The sequence below is a fragment of the Paenibacillus sp. PsM32 genome (assembly GCF_030433815.1).
GTDB classification, from domain to species: Bacteria; Bacillota; Bacilli; order Paenibacillales; family Paenibacillaceae; genus Saccharibacillus; species Saccharibacillus kyungheensis.
In genome coordinates, this window is the sequence record NZ_JARUWY010000004.1 from 69,153 (window position 1) to 89,920 (window position 20,768).

General features: G+C 40.4%; 13 protein-coding genes. 12 read left to right on the top strand and 1 reads right to left on the bottom strand.

All coding sequences use genetic code 11. The features are described from left to right. The first annotated feature begins 330 nt into the window (after positions 1-330). The 8 genes from QCD85_RS10370 (at position 331) to QCD85_RS10405 (ending at position 14,422) form a co-directional block, all read left to right on the top strand. Positions 331-1,899, top strand: a complete 1,569-nt coding sequence (locus QCD85_RS10370; protein WP_301262533.1) for an SAM-dependent methyltransferase — start codon at positions 331-333, stop codon at positions 1,897-1,899. 531 nt (positions 1,900-2,430) lie between these two features. Beyond that, on the top strand, positions 2,431-4,047 hold the full coding sequence (locus QCD85_RS10375) for a xylulokinase (RefSeq protein ID WP_441005617.1): 1,617 nt from the start codon (positions 2,431-2,433) through the stop codon (positions 4,045-4,047). A gap of 2 nt (positions 4,048-4,049) precedes the next feature. Then, positions 4,050-4,745 (top strand): L-ribulose-5-phosphate 4-epimerase, encoded by a 696-nt coding sequence (locus tag QCD85_RS10380; protein ID WP_301262535.1) that lies wholly within the window; start codon positions 4,050-4,052, stop codon positions 4,743-4,745. Between the two features lie 154 nt (positions 4,746-4,899). Further along, entirely contained in the window at positions 4,900-6,318 is a 1,419-nt protein-coding gene (gene araA, locus QCD85_RS10385; protein ID WP_274171365.1) for an L-arabinose isomerase, read from the top strand. 274 nt (positions 6,319-6,592) lie between these two features. Beyond that, positions 6,593-7,165: a cysteine hydrolase gene (locus tag QCD85_RS10390; protein WP_301262536.1), complete on the top strand. Its 573-nt coding sequence runs from the start codon at positions 6,593-6,595 to the stop codon at positions 7,163-7,165. 135 nt (positions 7,166-7,300) lie between these two features. Then, complete coding sequence (locus QCD85_RS10395) at positions 7,301-8,302, top strand: glycoside hydrolase family 43 protein (protein WP_301262537.1); 1,002 nt, start codon at positions 7,301-7,303, stop codon at positions 8,300-8,302. A 365-nt stretch (positions 8,303-8,667) separates the two neighbouring features. Continuing rightward, positions 8,668-10,197, top strand: a complete 1,530-nt coding sequence (locus QCD85_RS10400; protein ID WP_301262538.1) for a malate:quinone oxidoreductase — start codon at positions 8,668-8,670, stop codon at positions 10,195-10,197. 307 nt (positions 10,198-10,504) lie between these two features. After that, complete coding sequence (locus tag QCD85_RS10405; protein WP_441005618.1) at positions 10,505-14,422, top strand: glycosyl hydrolase 53 family protein; 3,918 nt, start codon at positions 10,505-10,507, stop codon at positions 14,420-14,422. A gap of 226 nt (positions 14,423-14,648) precedes the next feature. Here QCD85_RS10405 and QCD85_RS10410 read toward each other — a convergent pair whose 3' ends face one another. Further along, complete coding sequence (locus QCD85_RS10410; RefSeq protein WP_273614246.1) at positions 14,649-15,086, bottom strand: Lrp/AsnC family transcriptional regulator; 438 nt, start codon at positions 15,084-15,086, stop codon at positions 14,649-14,651. A gap of 176 nt (positions 15,087-15,262) precedes the next feature. Here QCD85_RS10410 and QCD85_RS10415 point away from each other — a divergent pair, with 176 nt between their 5' ends. The 4 genes from QCD85_RS10415 to QCD85_RS10430 all read left to right on the top strand — a co-directional run bounded on the left by QCD85_RS10415 (position 15,263) and on the right by QCD85_RS10430 (position 20,695). Then, entirely contained in the window at positions 15,263-15,712 is a 450-nt protein-coding gene (locus tag QCD85_RS10415) for a VOC family protein (RefSeq protein ID WP_367317642.1), read from the top strand. Between the two features lie 276 nt (positions 15,713-15,988). Next, a complete protein-coding gene (locus QCD85_RS10420; protein WP_273614245.1) occupies positions 15,989-17,854 on the top strand; it encodes a BglG family transcription antiterminator in 1,866 nt (621 codons plus the stop codon). A gap of 18 nt (positions 17,855-17,872) precedes the next feature. Beyond that, a complete protein-coding gene (locus QCD85_RS10425) occupies positions 17,873-18,751 on the top strand; it encodes a ketose-bisphosphate aldolase (RefSeq protein WP_273614244.1) in 879 nt (292 codons plus the stop codon). Between the two features lie 15 nt (positions 18,752-18,766). Further along, the gene (locus QCD85_RS10430) at positions 18,767-20,695 is read left to right on the top strand and encodes a PTS fructose transporter subunit IIABC (protein WP_301262539.1); all 1,929 of its coding nucleotides are present in this window, start codon (positions 18,767-18,769) and stop codon (positions 20,693-20,695) included. Positions 20,696-20,768: the final 73 nt, after the last annotated feature.

The following is a 20,768-nucleotide window of genomic DNA, read 5'->3' on the forward strand; positions in this document are numbered from 1 at the left end:
TCGTACTCGATCCGTATCGGTCGTAGCACTTTATCACTAATGTGGTGTTGATTATCTTAAATGAGTAAACTCAAATGAAATATAAAGATATGTAATACATGATAATGATTATCAACCTCAACAATATAGCGTTTTATCTTCTATAGTGTCAATAAAAAAATGGCAATTTTACAAGGAAATCCGCGATAATTCTTCTCTTTTCGCTAAAGTATGTATGCATTGGTATAATAAACTTTTTTACATCACAAGCAGGTAGTGGTTTACAATATATTTATAGATATTTCCACGAAATCGTAAATGATTAATTTCAAGAAAGCAGGATATTATAAAATGACAGAACAGCACCAACAACGTTACCGTTTTAGTGAAGCACCGATATGGAGTCTACAACGCAAATATTACGAAGATGCAGGATTAGAAGCATGGAGAAACGATCAGGTTCCGCAATATATCACCAGCAATCCAGCAACAGCTATTGCTTATGCGGAAATGATTTTTGCTTTTTTACAAGATCAGATGAATCAAGGATTAGGGGCAGAACCTGTCTATATTGTAGAATTGGGTGCAGGCGCAGGTCGTCTGGCGTACCATGTGTTATATGAATTGCAAAAGCTTAAAGAATACGCCGGGATCGATCTGCCAGAGTATCATTATGTGATGACCGATCTAGCGATGAACAATGTGATCGGGTGGAGAGAGCATCCTGCTTTACAACCATTTATTGAGCAAGGGATTCTTGATTTTGCTCCATTTGATGCGATGCAAAGTGATGCACTTCATCTAACTGTATCGGGTCAGGTGATTAAGCAAGGGGATCTTACGCAGCCATTACTGATTATTGCAAACTACTTTTTCGATGCGATTCCGCAAGAATTGATCTATGTGGATGAAGGTAGTATTTATGAAGCAGATGTATATATCGAATATTCCAAAACAGGCGCAGAATTTGAAGCGCTGACTACATCGCAACAACTGAATCATATTCATTTAAGTTATGAATACCGCAAAGCGCCGGAATATGAGCAAGATGATTATATCTATCGTGATCTGATTGCCATTTATCAAGAACGTCTGGAAGATGCACATATTTTATTTCCCAAAGTAGGACTCGAATGTCTGGATCGTCTGGATGCGTTATCTCAATCAGGATTTATGTTGTTGACTGCTGATAAAGGAGATCATTTGATCGAAAATTGGGAGTTTGCAGAACCGCCTGAACTGGTGTTGCATGGTAGCTTTTCATTAATCGCGAATTACCATGCGGTGCAATATGTATTCCAGCAAAAAGGTGCTGAAATCCTATTCGTTCCTCATCATTACAACAATATTAATGTAGGTTGTATTTTACATGTAGGTCAGCCCAAAGCCTATACGAATACACGATTAGCTTATCGTCGTTCAGTTGAACGCTTTGGACCGGATGATTTCTTTAGTCTGAAAATGTGGATTGATCGCCATCTGGATGAGCTAGGTATGCAACAGATTTTAAGTTTTTGGCGCTTAGGTGGGTATGATGCTGAATTCTTTATTCAGACCACCAAGCAACTCTCAGCATTATTGCCAGAAGCCAATGACGAGGAAAAGAAAGACCTCTGGATGGGCATTCAGAAAATGTGGTCATCGTTCTATGTGATGCCACAGCGGTATGATCTGGCACTGGATGCTGGTCTGATTTTATTTGAAATGGATATGTTTGAAGAAGCGAAGCAATATCTAGAAATATCGGTTGCTCAAGAGCAAGATGAAGTGGTATCGACGGTCTATTATTGTCTGGCGATTGCTTGTCTGGAACTCGATCTGATGGATCAAGCAGAAGAGTACTTGAAGCAATTGCTTGTTCTTGAACCGGATCATGAAGAAGCATTAGCGTTAATGTCGGTGCTGGTGGCTGAAGAATAATCGCTGGCATGACTAGGTATATATAAGCTTAATATTCAGAAGCATTAAAGAGACATAGTATCTCTTTGATGCTTCTTTTATTTGCCCATAAACAGACAATTACAGATCAATATCTCTAACTTGTACGTACATATTTTGTCTATCGTAAAACTTGTTCAGAAATACTAGAAAGAAAGCTATAAATGATCTTAAATACGTTAATAAAAGAGTTAAAAAGGCTTTTTTAGCGCATTTTTACTTGATTTAAGATTTTAGAAAGGAATATCCAAGATGATCTTTCTTACTTGTACTGCAACATAAAGACCTATTTTTATTCTTTTTATGATCAAAAAATACATATCACATTGACAAATGTACGTACAAAAAATATACTGTAACTGTTACAAAAAGAAAACGCATTCTTTTTAAAAAGAATATTGGAGATTACCATACTTATAGATAACGTAGCGACTTTGTTCGGAAATATATGCTTTATTCAGCACAGCAATCGTAGTAACACCAGACTGCAAGAAGAGAGGGGACTACATGAGCATGAGTCATGTGGATATGAAAGAAGCGATTATGAGTGGCGAGACTTCGCTCGGGATTGAATTTGGTTCTACCCGAATCAAAGCGGTATTGATCAACAAGCAATTTGAGACGATCGCCTCGGGGAGTTATGAATGGGAAAATCTACTAAAAGACGGATTCTGGACATACGATCAAGCAGACATTATTACAGGGATGCAGACAGCTTATCGTGAAATGAAGCAAGAAGTAGAGCGTCAATATGGAATCACGTTACAGACGGTAGGCTCAATTGGATTCTCAGCGATGATGCATGGCTATGTAGCACTGGATCAACAAGGGCAATTACTGGTTCCTTTCCGTACATGGCGTAATGCGACTACAGGTGTCGCAGCCAAAGAATTAACCGAATTGTTCCAGTTCAATATTCCTGAACGTTGGAGTATTGCGCATCTATATCAAGCGATTTTGAATCAAGAAGATCATTTGCCTCAGATTGCTTCTCTAACAACATTAGCTGGATACATACACTGGTTGTTAACAGGCAATCAAGCAGTCGGTATCGGCGATGCTTCCGGCATATTCCCGATTGAAGAAGCGACTCATAATTATCATCCATCGATGTTGACTCAATTTAACGAATTGATTGCAGATAAAGGGTACGCATGGAAGATTGAAGATTTGCTTCCTACTGTGTATCGTGCAGGCGAACAAGCCGGTCTATTAACAGAAGCAGGCGCTAAATTGCTCGATACGACAGGAGCACTACAGTCAGGTATTCCATTTTGTCCGCCAGAAGGCGATGCTGGAACAGGTATGGTAGCAACGAATAGTGTCAAAAAGCGTACCGGTAATATTTCGGTAGGTACATCAGTATTTGCCATGATCGTACTGGAAAAAGAATTGTCTAAAGTTCATCCAGAGATCGATATCGTAACCACACCAGATGGTAGCCCTGTTGGTATGGTACATGCTAACAACTGTTCTAGTGATATCAATGCATGGTTAGGATTGTTCCGTGAATTTTCCGAAGCGATGGGATATGAAGCTGATAATGCCAAATTGTTCAGCGTGATGTTTAACAAAGCACTTGAAGCTGATCCAGATGGTGGCGGACTGCTTAGCTATGGTTATTATTCCGGTGAAAATATTACAGGTATCGAAAAAGGTCGCCCGTTATTTGTACGCTCACCAGAAAGTCGCTTTAATCTAGCGAACTTTATGCGTACTCATCTATTCTCTGCATTCGGTGCATTGAAGATCGGGATGGATATTTTAACGAAAAATGAAAATGTAGCTATTGATAGTATTCTCGCTCATGGTGGTCTGTTCAAAACGCCTGTAGTCGGACAGCGAATCGTGGCAGCCGCTATGAATGTTCCGATCTCAGTTATGGCTACGGCTGGCGAAGGTGGCGCATGGGGAATGGCGTTACTTGCTTCATACATGATCAACAAAGACGAACAGGAAAGTCTAGATGTCTTTTTGGAGCAAAAAGTATTCCATGATGTTGTCGGTGAACAAGTACAACCGGATGCATCGGATGTCAAAGGATTTGAAGCATTTATCGAACGTTACCAGCAGGGACTGGCTATTGAACAAGCGGCTGTAGATCATTTGTTAGAGAATGGGAGGAATTAAGCATGTTAGAGCAGTTAAAAGAAGAAGTCTATCAAGCGAATCTGGAATTACCGAAGCATGGATTGGTCAAATTCACATGGGGTAATGCAAGTGCTGTCGATCGTGAAAGTAATCTATTTGTCATCAAGCCAAGCGGTGTAGATTACGAGACGATGAAACCTAGCGATATGGTCGTTGTCGATCTGGATGGCAATGTAGTCGAAGGCGATATGAGACCTTCTTCCGATACAGCGACTCATGCGGTTCTGTACAAGCATTATCCGCAAATCGGCGGCATTGTGCATACCCACTCTACATGGGCAACAATCTGGGCGCAAGCAGGTCTGGATGTTCCTGTAATGGGAACAACCCACGCAGATACATTTTATGGCGCTGTGCCTTGTGCACGCTTTCTGAATCAAGCAGAGATTGATCGCGGCTATGAAGCAGAGACAGGCAATGTGATTATTGAGACATTTGAACAACGTGGAATTGATGTGATGGCGATACCAGCCGTATTGCTTCACGGTCATGCACCATTTACATGGGGTAAAGATGCGAAGTCTGCTGTAGTGAACAGTGTAGTACTGGAAGAAGTCTGCAAAATGAATCTATATGCACGTCAATTGAACAACTTTGCGAAAGAATTGCCACAGAATATTTTGGACAAACATTACCTACGCAAACATGGTAAAGACGCTTATTACGGTCAAAAGTAATCCACTGGAATCTTTTTGAATGTAGAGAGTACAAGATTATGATGATTTATTAAAGTAACTATATATACAGGTCTCTTTATACACTAGATTTTTTCAATTAACTCACTTGTAAATAACGCTCACTAATATAATGATGAAAAGAGGATGAAATGATATGTCAGCAACTAAACAATTTTGGTTCGTAGTCGGTTCACAGCATTTGTACGGAGAAGAAGCATTGGGACAGGTAAAAGCGAATGCTCAAAAAATCGCAGATTCTTTAAACGCAAGCGGAGTATTGCCGTATCCATTGGTATTGCAAGATTTGGCTGTAACCGCAGATAAAATCACAAGCATTATGAAAGAAGTTAACTACCGTGACGAAGTAGCAGGTGTGATCACATGGATGCACACATTCTCTCCTGCAAAAATGTGGATTCGTGGTACAAAATTGCTACAAAAACCGTTGCTTCATCTGGCAACACAATATAATGAAAGTATTCCTTGGTCTACAATTGATATGGACTTTATGAACTTGAACCAAGCGGCACACGGTGATCGTGAATATGGATTTATCAATGCTCGTCTGGGCAAACAAAACAAAATCGTTGTCGGCTACTGGGAACGTCCAGAAGTACAACAGCAGATCGCTGACTGGATGGATGTTGCCTTTGCTTATAACGAAAGCTTTAATATCAAAGTTGCTCGCTTTGGCGACAATATGCGTAATGTAGGCGTAACCGAAGGCGACAAAGTCGAAGCACAAATTCAATTTGGCTGGACAGTCGATTACTACGGTATTGGCGATCTTGTTGAATATGTAAATGCTGTGACTGAACAAGAAATCGATGCACTACTTGCAGAATACAAAGAGTTATATGACTTCGAATATGGTACGTATAGTCAAGAAGCTTGGGAAGCAAGTGTACGTGTACAAGTAAGTTATGAGATCGCTATCAAGCGTTTCTTAGATAACGGTGGATACACTGCATTTACAACTAACTTTGAAGATTTGCATGGTATGAAGCAACTTCCAGGTCTTGCTGTGCAACGTCTAATGGCGCAAGGTTATGGTTTTGCAGGTGAAGGTGATTGGAAAACAGCAGCATTGGATCGTCTAATGAAAGTGATGAGCCATAACGAAAATACAGGCTTTATGGAAGATTACACGTATGAAATGGCAGCAGGTCAAGAAGCGATCTTGCAATCTCATATGTTGGAAGTCGATCCGACTCTAGCAAGTAGCAAACCAAAAGTGGTTGTATCTCCATTAGGAATTGGCGATCGCGAAGATCCTGCACGTCTTGTATTTGATGGTAAAGCAGGCGAAGGTGTGGTGGTATCGATGGCTGACTTTGGTACTCATTACAAATTGCTAATCAACGAAGTATCTGCATTCGAACCAACAGTTCCTGCACCGAACTTACCGGTAGCACGTGTACTATGGCAAGTAAAACCTAACTTCCAAGATGGCGTACGTGCTTGGATCGAAAACGGTGGCGGTCACCATACAGTTGTATCGTTGAACCTTACAACAGACCAAATCGTAACGTATGCAAAATTAGTAAACTTGGATTATGTCATTATTAAATAATCAATTGAATCAAGTATAGATGTGATAGATGATTGCACATGTAAAGCCGGAGTGTATTGCTGGCTTTGCATGTGCTTTTTGATCGTTTTATTGACTCCCAAGCAATCTAACAAATCCGGTATACCTAAAAGCCTTTTATTACGGTATAATGCTAAATAAGTAGTAAACCTATCTAATTTTCGAAGAATATTCTATTTTACATCTATATATATCATGGGATTAGAAGAAGTCATGATAACGATCTATTAATGCGATAACAAAGGGGTAATAAATAATGTCGGGTACAACAGGTAAACGTGCACTCCTTATGATGGATATGCAAAATAGTATTGTTTCCCGTTATGTACAAGATGAAGTGCAACTTCTTCCTTTTCAAAAAGCTGTGCAAACCGCACATGAGCATCATATTCCAGTGATCTATGTACGGGTGACGTTTCGTGAAGGTTATCCTGAGATTAGCCTGCGTAACAAAATGTTTGGCGGGATCGCACAGCGTGGAGGATCTGCTGTTCCAGAAGAAATGATGGAAATTCATGATTCGCTCAAGCCTCAGCCACAAGATATGATCTTAAATAAACGCAGAGTCAGTGCTTTTACAGGCAGTGACCTTGAAGTAATATTACGTGCTCAACAGATTGATACGTTGATTCTGAGCGGTATTGCGACAAGTGGAGTGGTTTTGTCGACGTTGCGAGAAAGTGCAGATAAAGACTTTATGTTACATGTTCTGTCTGATGCGTGTATAGATAATGATCCTGAAGTGCATCGTGTACTGATCGAGAAAGTATTTCCAATGCAAGCTGAAGTATCGACGGTCGATGAATGGGTCAATTCTTTGCAAAAATAGTAAAGTAATACTAGTTGATTAGAGATAATGAAAATACATAGGCGTTGTTGGAATGGTTATCCTGTTTCTAAAGCGTCTATTGTATTACCTTCTCTATTGATTTGAAAGCGTGTTCAATAAAAGGAGCTGATCGCTATGACTGTCTATAATAGTGCTTGTGATGTAAGTCAACCGAAGCAAGGTCACCTGCTTACTGATATTCCTGCTCATGATCCATTTGTGCTGGCAGATACATCTACAGGTACCTATTATTTGTATACCGGCGCAGTGCCTTCGCTACATGGGGTAGAAGCTTATGGAGTATTAACGTATAGTAGCCAAGACTTGGAGCATTGGGAAGGGCCTTACGTGGTCTTTACAGTACCAGAAGATAGTTGGGCACATCCACAACATGGAGCATGGGCTCCCGAAGTACACGCTTATCAAGGGCGTTATTATTTATTTGTGACATTGCATCATCAGGATCGGCCGTTAGAAGGTGAACCTGTTCAAGGCTATGCCAAGCATTGGAGAGGCACTGTGATTGCTGTGAGCGATTCACCGACAGGCCCTTTTGAAATGATCCATTCCGAGTCTCCGGTTGTCTCTCCAACCCAGATGACATTAGATGGTACGCTATATATTGATGAACAGAATCAACCATGGATGGTCTATTGCCATGAATGGATTCAGACAATCGATGGTACGATTGAAGCGGTACGTCTTACCGAAGATTTGTCTACTGCTGTAGGGGAGCCGATCACTTTGTTACAAGCATCTTCTGCACTATGGATTCAGCAGGATCGTGAACAAAACATATCAGATCATCCAGAAGATACAGTCTATGTAACCGATGGTTGTCAGTTATATCGTACATCTGGCGGACATTTGATGATGCTATGGTCAAGCTATGAACGGAATAGTTATGTACAGACGATAGCTCGTTCGATCAGTGGTACACTCGCAGGTCCATGGGAACAACTGGAGCCATTAGTGAAAGAAGATAGCGGTCACGGCATGCTGTTCCAGACGTTTGATCAGCAATGGATGTTAATTTTACACCGACCTTTTGACATGCCAGCATCCCGTTGCTATCTATATGAAATAGAAGATACTGGAGATCAATTTCTATTAAAATATCCTGCTCAAACTGTCTAAGGATAGAGAGAAGGTAGCGTTGTATTATAAAGGATACATGACTAACTTAGACGAGTTAGGGTATCCTTTTGACCTACATATTATGTATAATATAACATAATAAAAGAAGGGTGTTGCTAGACAAAAGCAAAGTAACCCGATAGACTTTAAGTTGTACGACTTTTTCAGTCAATCTTCTCATTTTTTACCAGATCAAAATAGTTTATAATGAAGAGATACATGCCGATAATATTTTAAATAGAAGATAATTTGGTTATAATGAATACAGATAACGTATATTCCTGAGTGGAGCTTTGCTTCTGGAATGACCTGGATAGAAGCGCCTGCTCTTTTTTGCAAATATAAAGAGATAAAGGAAGGTTTTTATGAACAGCATACCGAAAAAAACAGACATTATCTTAATTGGTGCCGGAGTCATGAGTGCGACTTTGGGGTCATTGCTTAAAGAGTTAGCACCGGAATGGGAAATTAAAGTGTTTGAGAAGCTAGCCAGTGCAGGAGAAGAAAGCTCTAACGAATGGAATAATGCAGGAACCGGTCACGCTGCACTGTGTGAACTGAACTATACGTCTGAGAAGCCAGATGGATCGATCGATATTAGCAAAGCTGTGAATATCAACGAGCAATTTCAATTGTCCAAGCAGTTCTGGTCTCATCTAGTGAAGCGCAATATTATCCGTCAACCACAAGACTTTATCAAGCCAATTCCACATATGAGTTTTGTATTAGGACAAAGTAATGTTACTTTTCTCAATAAAAGATTTAAAGCGCTTTCGGCAAATCCATTATTTCAAGGAATGCAATATTCAGAAGATCCAAATAAGTTAAAACAATGGATTCCTTTGATGATGGAAGGTCGTACATCGAATGAACCGATCGCAGCGACCAAAATCGATTACGGAACTGATGTGAACTTTGGAGCATTAACCCGTATATTATTCGAAGATCTCAAAACTAAAAATGTAGAAATACACTATAACCATATTATTAAAGATATCAAACGTGCTTCTGAAGGTGGCTGGGAAGTCAAAGTCCACAATATCAGCACAGGCACAACAGAACATCATATTGCCAAATTTGTCTTTATTGGCGGTGGTGGCGGTAGTCTACCGTTGCTACAAAAAACAGGTATTCCCGAGTCCAAGCATATCGGTGGCTTTCCGGTGAGTGGCGTCTTTATGTCATGTAAAAATCCTGAAGTGATTGAGCAACATCATGCGAAAGTGTATGGTAAAGCAAAATTGGGCGCTCCGCCAATGTCTGTACCGCATTTGGATACCCGATATATTGGCAACAAAAAAGCATTATTGTTCGGGCCGTTTGCAGGCTTTTCACCAAAATTTTTGAAAACGGGTTCAAATATGGATCTGATCAATTCGGTCAAACCGAACAACTTGTTCACGATGTTAGCCGCAGGTGCGAAAGAGATGGCACTAACCAAATATTTGATTCAACAAGTGATGCTGTCAAACGATAAACGGATGGAAGAAGTACGTGAGTTCGTTCCTAATGCGAAAAGCGAAGATTGGGAAATCGTTGTTGCAGGTCAACGTGTACAGGTTATCAAAGACACCGAGGATGGCAAAGGCACACTTCAATTCGGGACAGAAGTCGTTAGTGCGGCGGATGGATCGATCGCTGCCTTGTTAGGAGCTTCTCCGGGTGCTTCGACCGCAGTACATGTGATGCTCGATCTGTTCCAGAAGTGCTTCCCGCAACGGATGCCAGAGTGGGAACCGAAGCTTAGAGATATGATTCCTTCTTATGGTAAAAGATTAGCGGAACATCCAGACCTGTTCCAGACTATTCATGCGTCAACTTCCGAAACGTTAGGTCTAAGCGATTATCCAGCAACCGAGCTAGATATGGATACCAAAGTCTTTAAAAAAGTATAGCTTCACAGCTAGGCTTACTATGCGAATAGGTAGGATAAAAAAAGATATCAAATACAGCAGAACCTTTGATCTATTACAGATGAAAGGTTCTTTTTTTGATCAAAATTACATAAATAACCAATCAAAATCGTAGGAATGATATGGATTACTAAAATGCTTGTCTAAAAACACAAAATGTTGCAATCGTCCCATGTCGCTAGTGAAAAGAGGATGCTATAGTGATCACAGCTATATGTAAGCGCTTCACAATGCAAATGAGTGCTTATGTGAAGATATACACATAGGAATAACGGAAGGGGATAAGCAATTGAAAAGGGAGAAAAAGATAGCTTCATTGTTGTTAATGATCGTTATGATAATCGGACTATTACCGATTCACATTACACCTGCTCTAGCAGCAGACACTACTAACAACGCATTGATCCAAAATGGAGGATTTGAAAGCGACTTTTGGAGTGATCAATCCTGGCAAGTGGATGCTTCAGATTGGCAATTCGTCGATATTCAGCAATATGCGTATGCAAATGATTCTTTTATTACACCAGCAGAAGATACGTATGCGTTCAAATATTGGGTAAGCGATCAATCGACAACCGATCAACAAGTCACTGTCAGTCAAAACGTACCTACTTTGTCGGCTGGAAGTTACGAGTTGTCTGTGCAGTCGATGGGCGGTACAGGGACAGAAGCCGGTCATGTTCAATTGTTCGCAGGCAATGAGCAAAGTAAAGAAGTCGCCACGACAGGCTACAATCAGTGGGGTACAGTAACATTGAAATTTGTGCTAACCGAGCCGACATCCAATCTCAAGATCGGAGCTAGAATCACAGGTGGAGCAGGAGCATGGGGATACCTTGATGCAGTGAAGTTGAAGCAGACAAGTACCGATACTTCTACCCCTGTAACAGCAGATATTTTTGTGCAAAAAGTACAGGGATTGAATTCTGATTTTATCAAAGGTGTCGATGTATCGAGTATTATTTCACTAGAACAAAGTGGAGTGCGTTTTTATAATGAGCAAGGGATCGAGCAAGATATATTCACCACGTTAAAACAATCCGGTGTGAATTATATTCGTGTGCGCATCTGGAATGATCCGTATACGGCGGATGGCAAAGGATATGGCGGTGGAGATAATGATCTTACCAAAGCGATCCAAATGGGAAAACGAGCAACAGCCAATGGCATGAAATTGTTAGTCGATTTCCATTATTCTGATTTCTGGGCAGATCCAGGCAAGCAACATATTCCAAAAGCATGGGAAAATCTATCGCTCGCTGATAAAGAGCAAGCTGTCTATACGTATACCAAAACTAGCCTGCAACAGATTATTGACGCAGGGGTTGATGTAGGCATGGTACAGGTTGGTAATGAGACCAACCAATCATTTATCGGCGAAAATAACTGGGTCAATATTAGCAAATTGTTCAACCAGGGCAGTCAGGCGATACGTGCAGTTGATCCTCATATTCTGATCGCTTTGCATTTTACGAATCCAGAGACACCGGGTCGTTATCTGTCTTATGCCAAAGCACTTTCTGAACAAGGGGTAGACTATGATGTATTTGCTAGTTCATATTATCCGTTCTGGCATGGCACACTTAGCAATCTAACTTCTGTATTGAAGCAAGTCGCTGATACGTACGGCAAAAAAGTAATGGTGGCTGAAACGTCTTATGCGTATACTGCTGAAGATGGCGATGGACATGAAAATACAGCACCTCGCAGTTCTGGACAGACATTGGATTACCCGATCAGTGTTCAAGGGCAAGCGACATCGGTGCGTAACGTAATCCAAGCGGTATCACAAGTTGGAGATGCAGGAATCGGTGTATTTTACTGGGAGCCTGCATGGTTACCGGTAGGATCGAAAGAAAATCTAGAGCAAAATAAAAAACTTTGGGAACAATATGGATCAGGTTGGGCATCTAGTTATGCCGCAGAATACGATCCTGATGATGCAGGTAAATGGTATGGCGGTAGTGCTGTCGATAATCAGGCGTTGTTTGATTTTGCAGGTCATCCATTACCTTCGCTCAATGTATTCAAATATGTAAATACAGGAGCTGTCGCAGCACTCCAAGTCGATCAGGTGCAGACTGTGAATATCACTGTCAATGCAGGTGATCCGATCACATTACCTACGGTAGTCACAGCCACTTATAACGATGGTAGTACAGGTACGTTATCGGTAAGCTGGGATCAGCAAGCGTTACAAGAAGCAATTAGTAAAGGTGCAGGTCAGTATACGATACAAGGTACGACGACAGGTGGACATATTGCAAAAGCGGTACTGGATATTCGCCGTCCTAATCTACTGCTAAATGGTGGATTCGAACAAAGCGATCGCAGTATGTGGAAGATTGCGTATGGCGATGGAAGTACACCACATACCGATTTCCAGAACAAAGCTTCAGATGCCAAATCCGGTCAATACTCGCTTCATTTCTATTCAGCAGATGGTGTGAATTTTCAAGTGAAGCAGACTGTACAAGGATTGAAGCCAGGTTATTATGATCTTTCAATGGCGATTCAAGGTGGCGATGCTTCAAATGCAAACATGGCATTATTCGCATCAACGATTGGACAAGAAGTACAAGCAGAGACAGGTGTTAAAGGCTGGGTACAATGGAATCAGCCAGAACTGAAAGAGATTAAAGTGACCGATGGGATGTTAACGGTAGGCGCGACGATTCAAGCAGGCGGTGGAGCATGGGGGTCACTAGATGATTTCTATCTGACCTTTGCACGCGACTTAGAAGCTACAACACCGGATGATGGTTCAACGCCAACACCTACTCCTATCCCTAATCCAGAACCAACACCAACTCCAACTCCCGAGCCTACCCCAAACACTGGTAATTCTTCCAGTAAAGGCGGTGGTGGTTCATCGGTAGCGACTGAGAATATCACAGCTTATGTAGATGGCGGGCAAAATAGTACGTCATTAGCGAATATTACGATCAAGCGCACAACACTTGCAGACGGCTCCAAAAAAGACACTGTCAATTATGAAGCTTCCCAAGCACAAGAAGCGGTGCAAAAAGTAAAAGCAACAGGTAAATCAACTATACGTCTGGTGATGCCGGATGCTAACAATGAAGTGAGTCAATTACAATTTGGCTTACCTCAAGCAACAGCTCAACTTCTAGCAACTAACGGGATAAATCTAGAAGTGTATACGAATCATGCACGATTAAGCTTACCTGTATCTACATTGTCTACAGTGAGCGAAGATCGTCAATTTACAGTACATCCTTTGCAAAAAGCAACCGATCAACAAGCTGTTACTGAGCGTGTGCAACAAGATCGTCTGGTGCAAGCTAAGATTGGCAGTGGAACTGTACAAGTAATCGGTACTCCTGTAGAGATCGATACAAATCTACAAGGACAGCCTGTGAATCTAGTCCTTCCTTTACCACAGCAATCTTTACCAACATCGACAACAGAACGTCAGACATTTGTGAACAATCTAATGATCTATACTGAGCATAGCGATGGAACCAAAGAGCTGGTACAACCTACAGTAGTATCTGAAGGCAATACACCGTCCGGATTACAATTTAACGTCAGCAAATTCAGTACATTTACGATTGTTCATCTTGATCCTTCTGTACCAAATGATAAAGGGACAGAAAGTACGCAGGCAACAACATCGTATATGCAAGGATATCCTAATGGAACATTCCAACCTGGCGGGAAAGTGACGCGTGCGGAGTTAGCTTCTATTCTTTTCCGTCTGGGAGGGGAATTAGCATCGTCTTCGAGTGTTCTTACTCAGACACCAAACTATACAGATGTGATCGCTGGCAAATGGAGTACGGAAGCGATCCAAGCAGTAACTAGTGCAGGATGGATGCAAGGGTACGATAAAAATACATTCGCACCAGAGCGTCCGATCACTAGAGCTGAAATCGCAACCGTTATCGCGCGTTGGATGAAGCTTAGTGGAACAGGAGCAACTTTTGCAGATACCCAAAGACACTGGGCAGCCGTAGCGATTGCTCAGGTTCAGCAAGCAGGTTATATGCAAGGGATGCCAGATGGAACATTCAAGCCCAACCAGACATTAAGTCGTGCAGAAGCAGTCACTTTGTTCAATCGCGTATTGAAGATAGCGCCTGCAACGGGTACAACATTGTCGAACTGGTCAGATGTTCCAGCATCTCATTGGGCATTTGCAGATATTATGACAGCAACAGCAAAAACTCCTATGATAAACTAAAAAAACGTTCTGGCTATATGCTGGAACGTTTTTTTATCTTGCTTCTATTCGTTATAAATAAAGATAGAAATGTTTGCTCTTTGTGTAAATATGACCTATGCGATATAGTCAGTAGTCGAAGAAGTTGCAACAGACTTGATCTCTGTATAAAAGATTAATACAGGAATTATCAAACAAAATAGCCTTGATGTTAACTTATCTCCTACACAAAGGCTAGAACAGAGTATTAAAAACTAGGATAGCGATGTTCAAATATACTTTTGATACTTACATGTGATTTGGAAACACCTAAATGGTTGATATTCTCCTGAAATTGTACAAGTTCTTCCATCGAAGTTGTCTGAATTCTTAGCAAATAATTATATTCACCACTGATTCGATGCAGATCAGTAACTTCCAAAGCTTGTTCACAAAACTCTACAAATTCTTGACAGCGCTCTGTTTTGATCATTATAAAAGTTGTCAAATGAAGATTTAATTGTTTATCATCAAATGCTGCATGATATCCTGTAATAATTCCTTGTTCTTCTAACCGTAGTATTCGTTCTCTGATCGAAGGAGCAGACATATGAAGTTCTTTGCTCAGTTGAACAACAGTGATACGAGCATTGTGTTGAAGCTTGAGCATCAACTTGCGATCGGTACTATCTATTGAATAGGGCATGCTATATTTTCTCCTTTAGGATTCATTTTTTGAATTATTTGAATAAAAGGCAAATCATATAAATCAACTTTTTTCTTTATTATTATTCGCTAAAGTCCGTTGTTTCTTTATATATGACTACTTTATATTCTTTTATAATAAAATGATCATATCATGAAGGGGCGATTAAAATAGGCATTAATGGATTAGCACACGTAGCGATTCAAGCAGAAGATTATAAAAAAACGCTTCTTTTTTATCAAGAGGTTCTTGGATTTCAAATAGGTCATCAATGGAGTTTACCTGATTTTCATATTGAACATGCTTGTATGCTTATTTCACCGGATCAGCGTACTTGTATCGAGTTATTTGATACAGGCGCAGTTATTCCTGCGCAAGGAGAGCGTGCACAATCACGCGATGAGGTTCGCTATGGAGCGATGTTACACTTTGCTTTTTATGTAGATGATGTAGAAGCTATATATCAGCAGTCTTTGTTATATGGAGCCTCCCCTTATATCAAACCGGCGCATCTTGTATTAGGTCATCCAGAATTGGTGGTGCATAATGCTGTTATTCAAAGTCCAAATGGAGAAGTCATTGAATTCTTAGAAGAAATCAGTTTTGATGTTAATGCTATATCGTAGAGATTGAATACATTTTCTGAAATAGGATGTAGGATGTCTTTAATTTAAAATCATAAACGTGAGTCTTGAAAAGTGATGATATCTATTCGTTACTTTTTCAAGGCTTTTTTGCTATTTATTTTTTTATCAAAGATTCTTAAATAGTGAAGTGCCTTAGATATTTAAAAAGTAGGTATCATAGAACAAACAACGAATCACTTCCTAACTATTAGGAAACACTATAGGCTTGGTGTAAATAAAGCGCTTGCATTAGTATAAATGCGAGGAGGAAAACAAATGCGGAAACGTTACATTAAGCTATTGGAGCATTTAAAACAATCGGAGCATGACTTTGTGAGTGGGAGCGAATTAGCTAATCTATTTGATGTAACGACGAGAACGATACGCAATGACATCAAAGAAATCAACGAGAATTATTTAGATAAAGCGATCATCACGGGTAACACTCGCAAAGGATATAAGCTTGTCGGAGATTTATCGAATCTCCATCAGAATGAAGATGATTACGAAGAGCGAGCTTTTCATATTATTAAAGCGTTGCTGTCCCAGACAGACTTTATCACCTATGAAGACTTAGCCAAAAATCTTTACTTTTCTACACAAACGATTCGTAAAGATGTACAAAAATTACTACAGACGATTCAAGCGGAAAAGCAAAATATTGAGATCGAAGCGATTATTTTTCAAGGGATACGGCTCAAAGGAAGCGAAGTCGAAAAACGGATTTTGCTCAAAAAATTGGTCACTGCTGATTGTCTCAAACGTATGTCGTTAGATGAAGCCTTACAGTATTATTTTGGCGATTGGTTTAACGAATCAGCGATTACTTTTATCTACAATTGTATTGAGGAAGAAGTGGCACGATATCAATTGCTACTGAGTTCGCAGGAATTATTTTCGATCTGTGTCAATGTACTGATCAGCCTCAAGCGGGTTGAATTGGGACAACCTATCGCAGAACAAGATATGCGACTCGATCATACAAGTTTTGAAGAATTGCGTATCGCACGCTCTATTTTGAACCGTCTGACTCAGGAATTAAAGACTCCGTTTGATGAATACGAATATCAGTATTTAGGCTATCTGCTGATTGCGCTACAGATTTTACCGAAAAAAAATGAAGGCATCGAGCATGAACAATCCAATGAGATTGAAGCCAAAATCAGAGCAGTCATCCAGCATGTTGGAGAGCAGTATGGATTTGTGAGTTATAAAAATGAAGAACTATTTGATCGACTACTGGCTCATATTACCAAGTCTTTATATCCGTTAAAATATTACTTTCCTGTCGAAAATCCTTTTATTGCTCAAATAAAATCAGAATATACCAATGCTTATAATATCGCGGTTGTGTTAGCGAAAGAACTGCAATTTTGCTTAAATATCAAAATCCCTGAAAATGAGATCGGTTATTTGACCCTCCATATTATGGGTATTATCGAGAACTCTCAAGAAACCCGCAAACGAATCGCTATTATTTATGGTAAAAATCCGTTAGTCGGGAAGCTGTTAGAACGCAAGATCAATCTATATTTTCCGAATATCAAAATTGATAGTCTGCTCGCCAATCATGAAATTCATCTTCTACCTGAAGGGATTGAAACGATTATTACGACAAGCGAGATTGCCGAGCAACACCATCTGGATGCTCAAAATATTATTGTCGTTAGTGAAATGATTACCAGTGAAGATATGAAAAATATTTCGATCCAGTTAAATCGAGGCTTGCTGAAATATTATTTATCACCGAATGATCTCTTTTTCTTGGATGAAGATCAACCTATCGATTTATTGAAAACCCTTACAGAATTAGGAGATATTCAACATTTGTATACCAGTATTCTGGAACGGGAAAAAATGTCGAGTACCAATATTGGAAATTTGGTTGCTATGCCCCATCCATTTGATTGCGGAGATAACAAAAAATTACGTGTACTCGTGGCGATCAATAAGCAAAAGATATTGTGGGGCGATAAGATGGCACAGATCATTTTTCTTTTTATCCCACCCAAAAATCAAAAGGTGAACAATACCAAATTTTTTGAAGAAATTTACGATGTGTTCAAGCAGACCAATATGACAGAGAAACTACTCAATATTACAAATTACGATGAATTTTTGGAAGTCTGGTCTTCCAAATAACCCTTAGGAGGAAATGATATGTTAATCAATATGAGAGATTTACTTAAAGTGGCGTATGAAAATAAATTTGCAGTCGGGTCTTTTAATGTAGCGAATAGTGAGTTTGTCAAAGTCGTGATCAATGCCGCAGAAGCGCAAAATTCTCCTGCTATTATGCAGATTCATCCCAATGAAATTGATCTGGTAACAGATAGTTTTGTCGCTTATGTACGTGAAGCCGCATCCAAATCGAAAGTGCCGTTTGTTATTCATCTGGATCATGGCGCAAGTATCAAAGATATCACCCGCTCGATTCGTAACGGTTATACCTCTGTCATGATGGATGCTTCGCATTTACCATTTGAAGAAAATATTGCAGCTACTCGTGAAGCGGTAGAATTAGCACATCTGGTGGATGTATCGGTTGAAGGTGAACTGGGTACGATCGGTAGTAATGAAGGTAGTTCAGAAGGTGGAGCAGACGAGATTTTGTATACCAACCCAGATGAAGCTGCGATTTTTGTAGAACAGACAGGTATCGATACACTGGCGGTTGCAGTAGGAACGTCTCATGGTATTTATCCGCAAACGAAAGACCATTCGATCAAAATTGATCGACTCAAACAAATCCATGAAAAAGTAAAAATTCCGTTAGTCTTACATGGTGGATCAGATAATCCAGATGAAGAGATTCGAGAAGCCGTGAAGCATGGTATTGCCAAAATTAACTTATCTACAGATATGAAGCGAGCCTTTTACAATCAATTAAGAAAAACACTTGATGCGAATCCAAATGCGTATGAGCCTGATTTCTTAATGCCTGAAGCGACGCAAGCGGCAACAGAATTAGTGAAGAAAAAAATGGATCTATTCGGCTCTACAGGCAAAGCGCCACTTTACAAATTGGGAGAGCTATAAAAGGAGCGATCGATCATGAAGATTTCTAGTGTGTTACAACCGGAAAATATCATATTGGATGTCACAGCTACCACCAAAGCAGAATTGATCGATGAATTGGCGCAGAAGTTAAAGGATAATGGTTATTTAAGCGATATGGAGCAATTTAAAAAAGATATCTGGGCGCGTGAAGAACAGGTGCCAACAGAAGTAGGATTTGGTATAGCTATTCCTCATGCCAAGTCCGCAGGTGTCAAAGCCCCGGCGATTATTATGGGGCGATCGCTCAGCGGTATTAATTACAGTACAGAATCCTGTAATCTGTTTTTTATGATTGCGGTCGATCAACATTCTTCGTCTGAACATTTGCAGACTTTATCCAAAATTTCAACCTTTTTAATGGATGAATTATTCAGAGCGAAGCTGATTCTGGCTCGTGATCGGGAAGAGATTGTACGATTATTTGAACAAGCAGAAGAACAAGATACAGCAGCTCTGCATAGTCATAAGAAACATGCGGGCAAAAAAATAGTCGGCGTTACCGGTTGCCCTACCGGGATTGCACATACTTTTATGGCGGCAGAATCACTAAAAAATGCCGCTCAAGAATTAGGCGTACAGATCAAAGTTCAGACCAATGGCTCAACAGGTGTTGAAAATGAGTTAACCGCAGAAGATATTGAGCAAGCCGATGGAATTGTAGTCGCTGCCGATGTCAAAGTCGATATGAGTGTATTTGGCGACCGTAAAGTAGTCCAGACTTCAGTCAAAAACGGTATTCATCATGCCAAAGATCTGATCGAAGAAGCGATTGCAGGTAAAGGGGTCGCTCAGAATCAAGGTCAATCCAATCTCAAAGAAGCCAAAGAAAAGACACGTCTCAAACAGCCTAAAATCTATAGCCATATTATGAATGGTGTCTCGTTTATGATTCCATTCGTTGTCGCTGGCGGAATATTGATTGCGCTCTCATTTATGTTCGGCATTCACGCGGCTGATCCTAATAGCCCTGATTATAATGCTTTTGCTGCTTTTCTTAGTACAGCAGGTGGTAGCGCAGCCTTTGCATTAATGGTTCCTGTACTTGCAGGTTATATTGCGTATAGTATTGCAGATCGTCCGGGTCTAGCGCCTGGTATGATTGGCGGAATGCTGGCTACACTTGGCGGATCAGGATTTCTCGGCGGGATGTTAGCTGGATTTATCGCAGGTTATAGTATTTTAGCAATCAAACGATTGGTGAGAGGCATTCCAGACTCTTTGCAAAGTCTATCACCAGTACTGATTTTACCATTAGTTGGTTCGTTTGTGACCGCTCTGATTATGTACTTTGTCGTCAATACACCGATGGCATGGATTAACGTATCGTTGCAAGGCTGGCTGAATAGCTTAACAGGTACCAATGCGATATTGTTAGGTGCTTTACTTGCGGGTATGATGGCATCCGATATGGGTGGCCCGATTAACAAAACAGCGTCTGCTTTTGGATTGGCGATGTTTGCCAATCAGATTTTTGAACCGTCAGCAGCTCTGATGGTAGGAGGAATGGTTCCACCGCTCGGGATCGCACTAGCGACCACATTATTTAAAAATAAATTCTCAATCGAAGAACGTAATGCAGGCAAAGCCGCTTATGTGATGGGCGCATCTTTTATTACGGAAGCCGCTATTCCTTTTGCCGCTAATGATCCTTTACGGATTATTCCAGCGAATATTATCGGGGCAGCGATCGGTGGCGGAATGTGTATGGCACTGGGCATTTCGCTTCAAGCTCCACATGGAGGAATCTTCGTAATACCGATTGCGGCAAGTAATCCACTACTGTATATCCTATGTATTGCTGTCGGGTCTGTAGTGACTGCTTGTATTATTGGCTTTTTGAAAAAGCCGATGTATAGCGCTACTAAGCAAACCGAAGACAAAGTCGATTCTAATCCAGTATCTCCAACGATCAAATCTGCTTAATGTCAAATATTATATAGATACACAGCTAGCGCAAAGAGTAGAACCTTTTACATCTACGTAAAAGATTCTACTC

Excerpts from the sequence above, each read along its gene's own strand:
- QCD85_RS10370 (WP_301262533.1), top strand. The coding sequence starts at position 331 with ATGACAGAACAGCACCAACAACGTTACCGTTTTAGTGAAGCACCGATA.
- QCD85_RS10375 (WP_441005617.1), top strand. The coding sequence starts at position 2,431 with ATGAGTCATGTGGATATGAAAGAAGCGATTATGAGTGGCGAGACTTCG.
- QCD85_RS10380 (WP_301262535.1), top strand. The coding sequence starts at position 4,050 with ATGTTAGAGCAGTTAAAAGAAGAAGTCTATCAAGCGAATCTGGAATTA.
- araA (WP_274171365.1), top strand. The coding sequence starts at position 4,900 with ATGTCAGCAACTAAACAATTTTGGTTCGTAGTCGGTTCACAGCATTTG.
- QCD85_RS10390 (WP_301262536.1), top strand. The coding sequence starts at position 6,593 with ATGTCGGGTACAACAGGTAAACGTGCACTCCTTATGATGGATATGCAA.
- QCD85_RS10395 (WP_301262537.1), top strand. The coding sequence starts at position 7,301 with ATGACTGTCTATAATAGTGCTTGTGATGTAAGTCAACCGAAGCAAGGT.
- QCD85_RS10400 (WP_301262538.1), top strand. The coding sequence starts at position 8,668 with ATGAACAGCATACCGAAAAAAACAGACATTATCTTAATTGGTGCCGGA.
- QCD85_RS10410 (WP_273614246.1), bottom strand. The coding sequence starts at position 15,086 with ATGCCCTATTCAATAGATAGTACCGATCGCAAGTTGATGCTCAAGCTT.
- QCD85_RS10420 (WP_273614245.1), top strand. The coding sequence starts at position 15,989 with ATGCGGAAACGTTACATTAAGCTATTGGAGCATTTAAAACAATCGGAG.
- QCD85_RS10425 (WP_273614244.1), top strand. The coding sequence starts at position 17,873 with ATGTTAATCAATATGAGAGATTTACTTAAAGTGGCGTATGAAAATAAA.
- QCD85_RS10430 (WP_301262539.1), top strand. The coding sequence starts at position 18,767 with ATGAAGATTTCTAGTGTGTTACAACCGGAAAATATCATATTGGATGTC.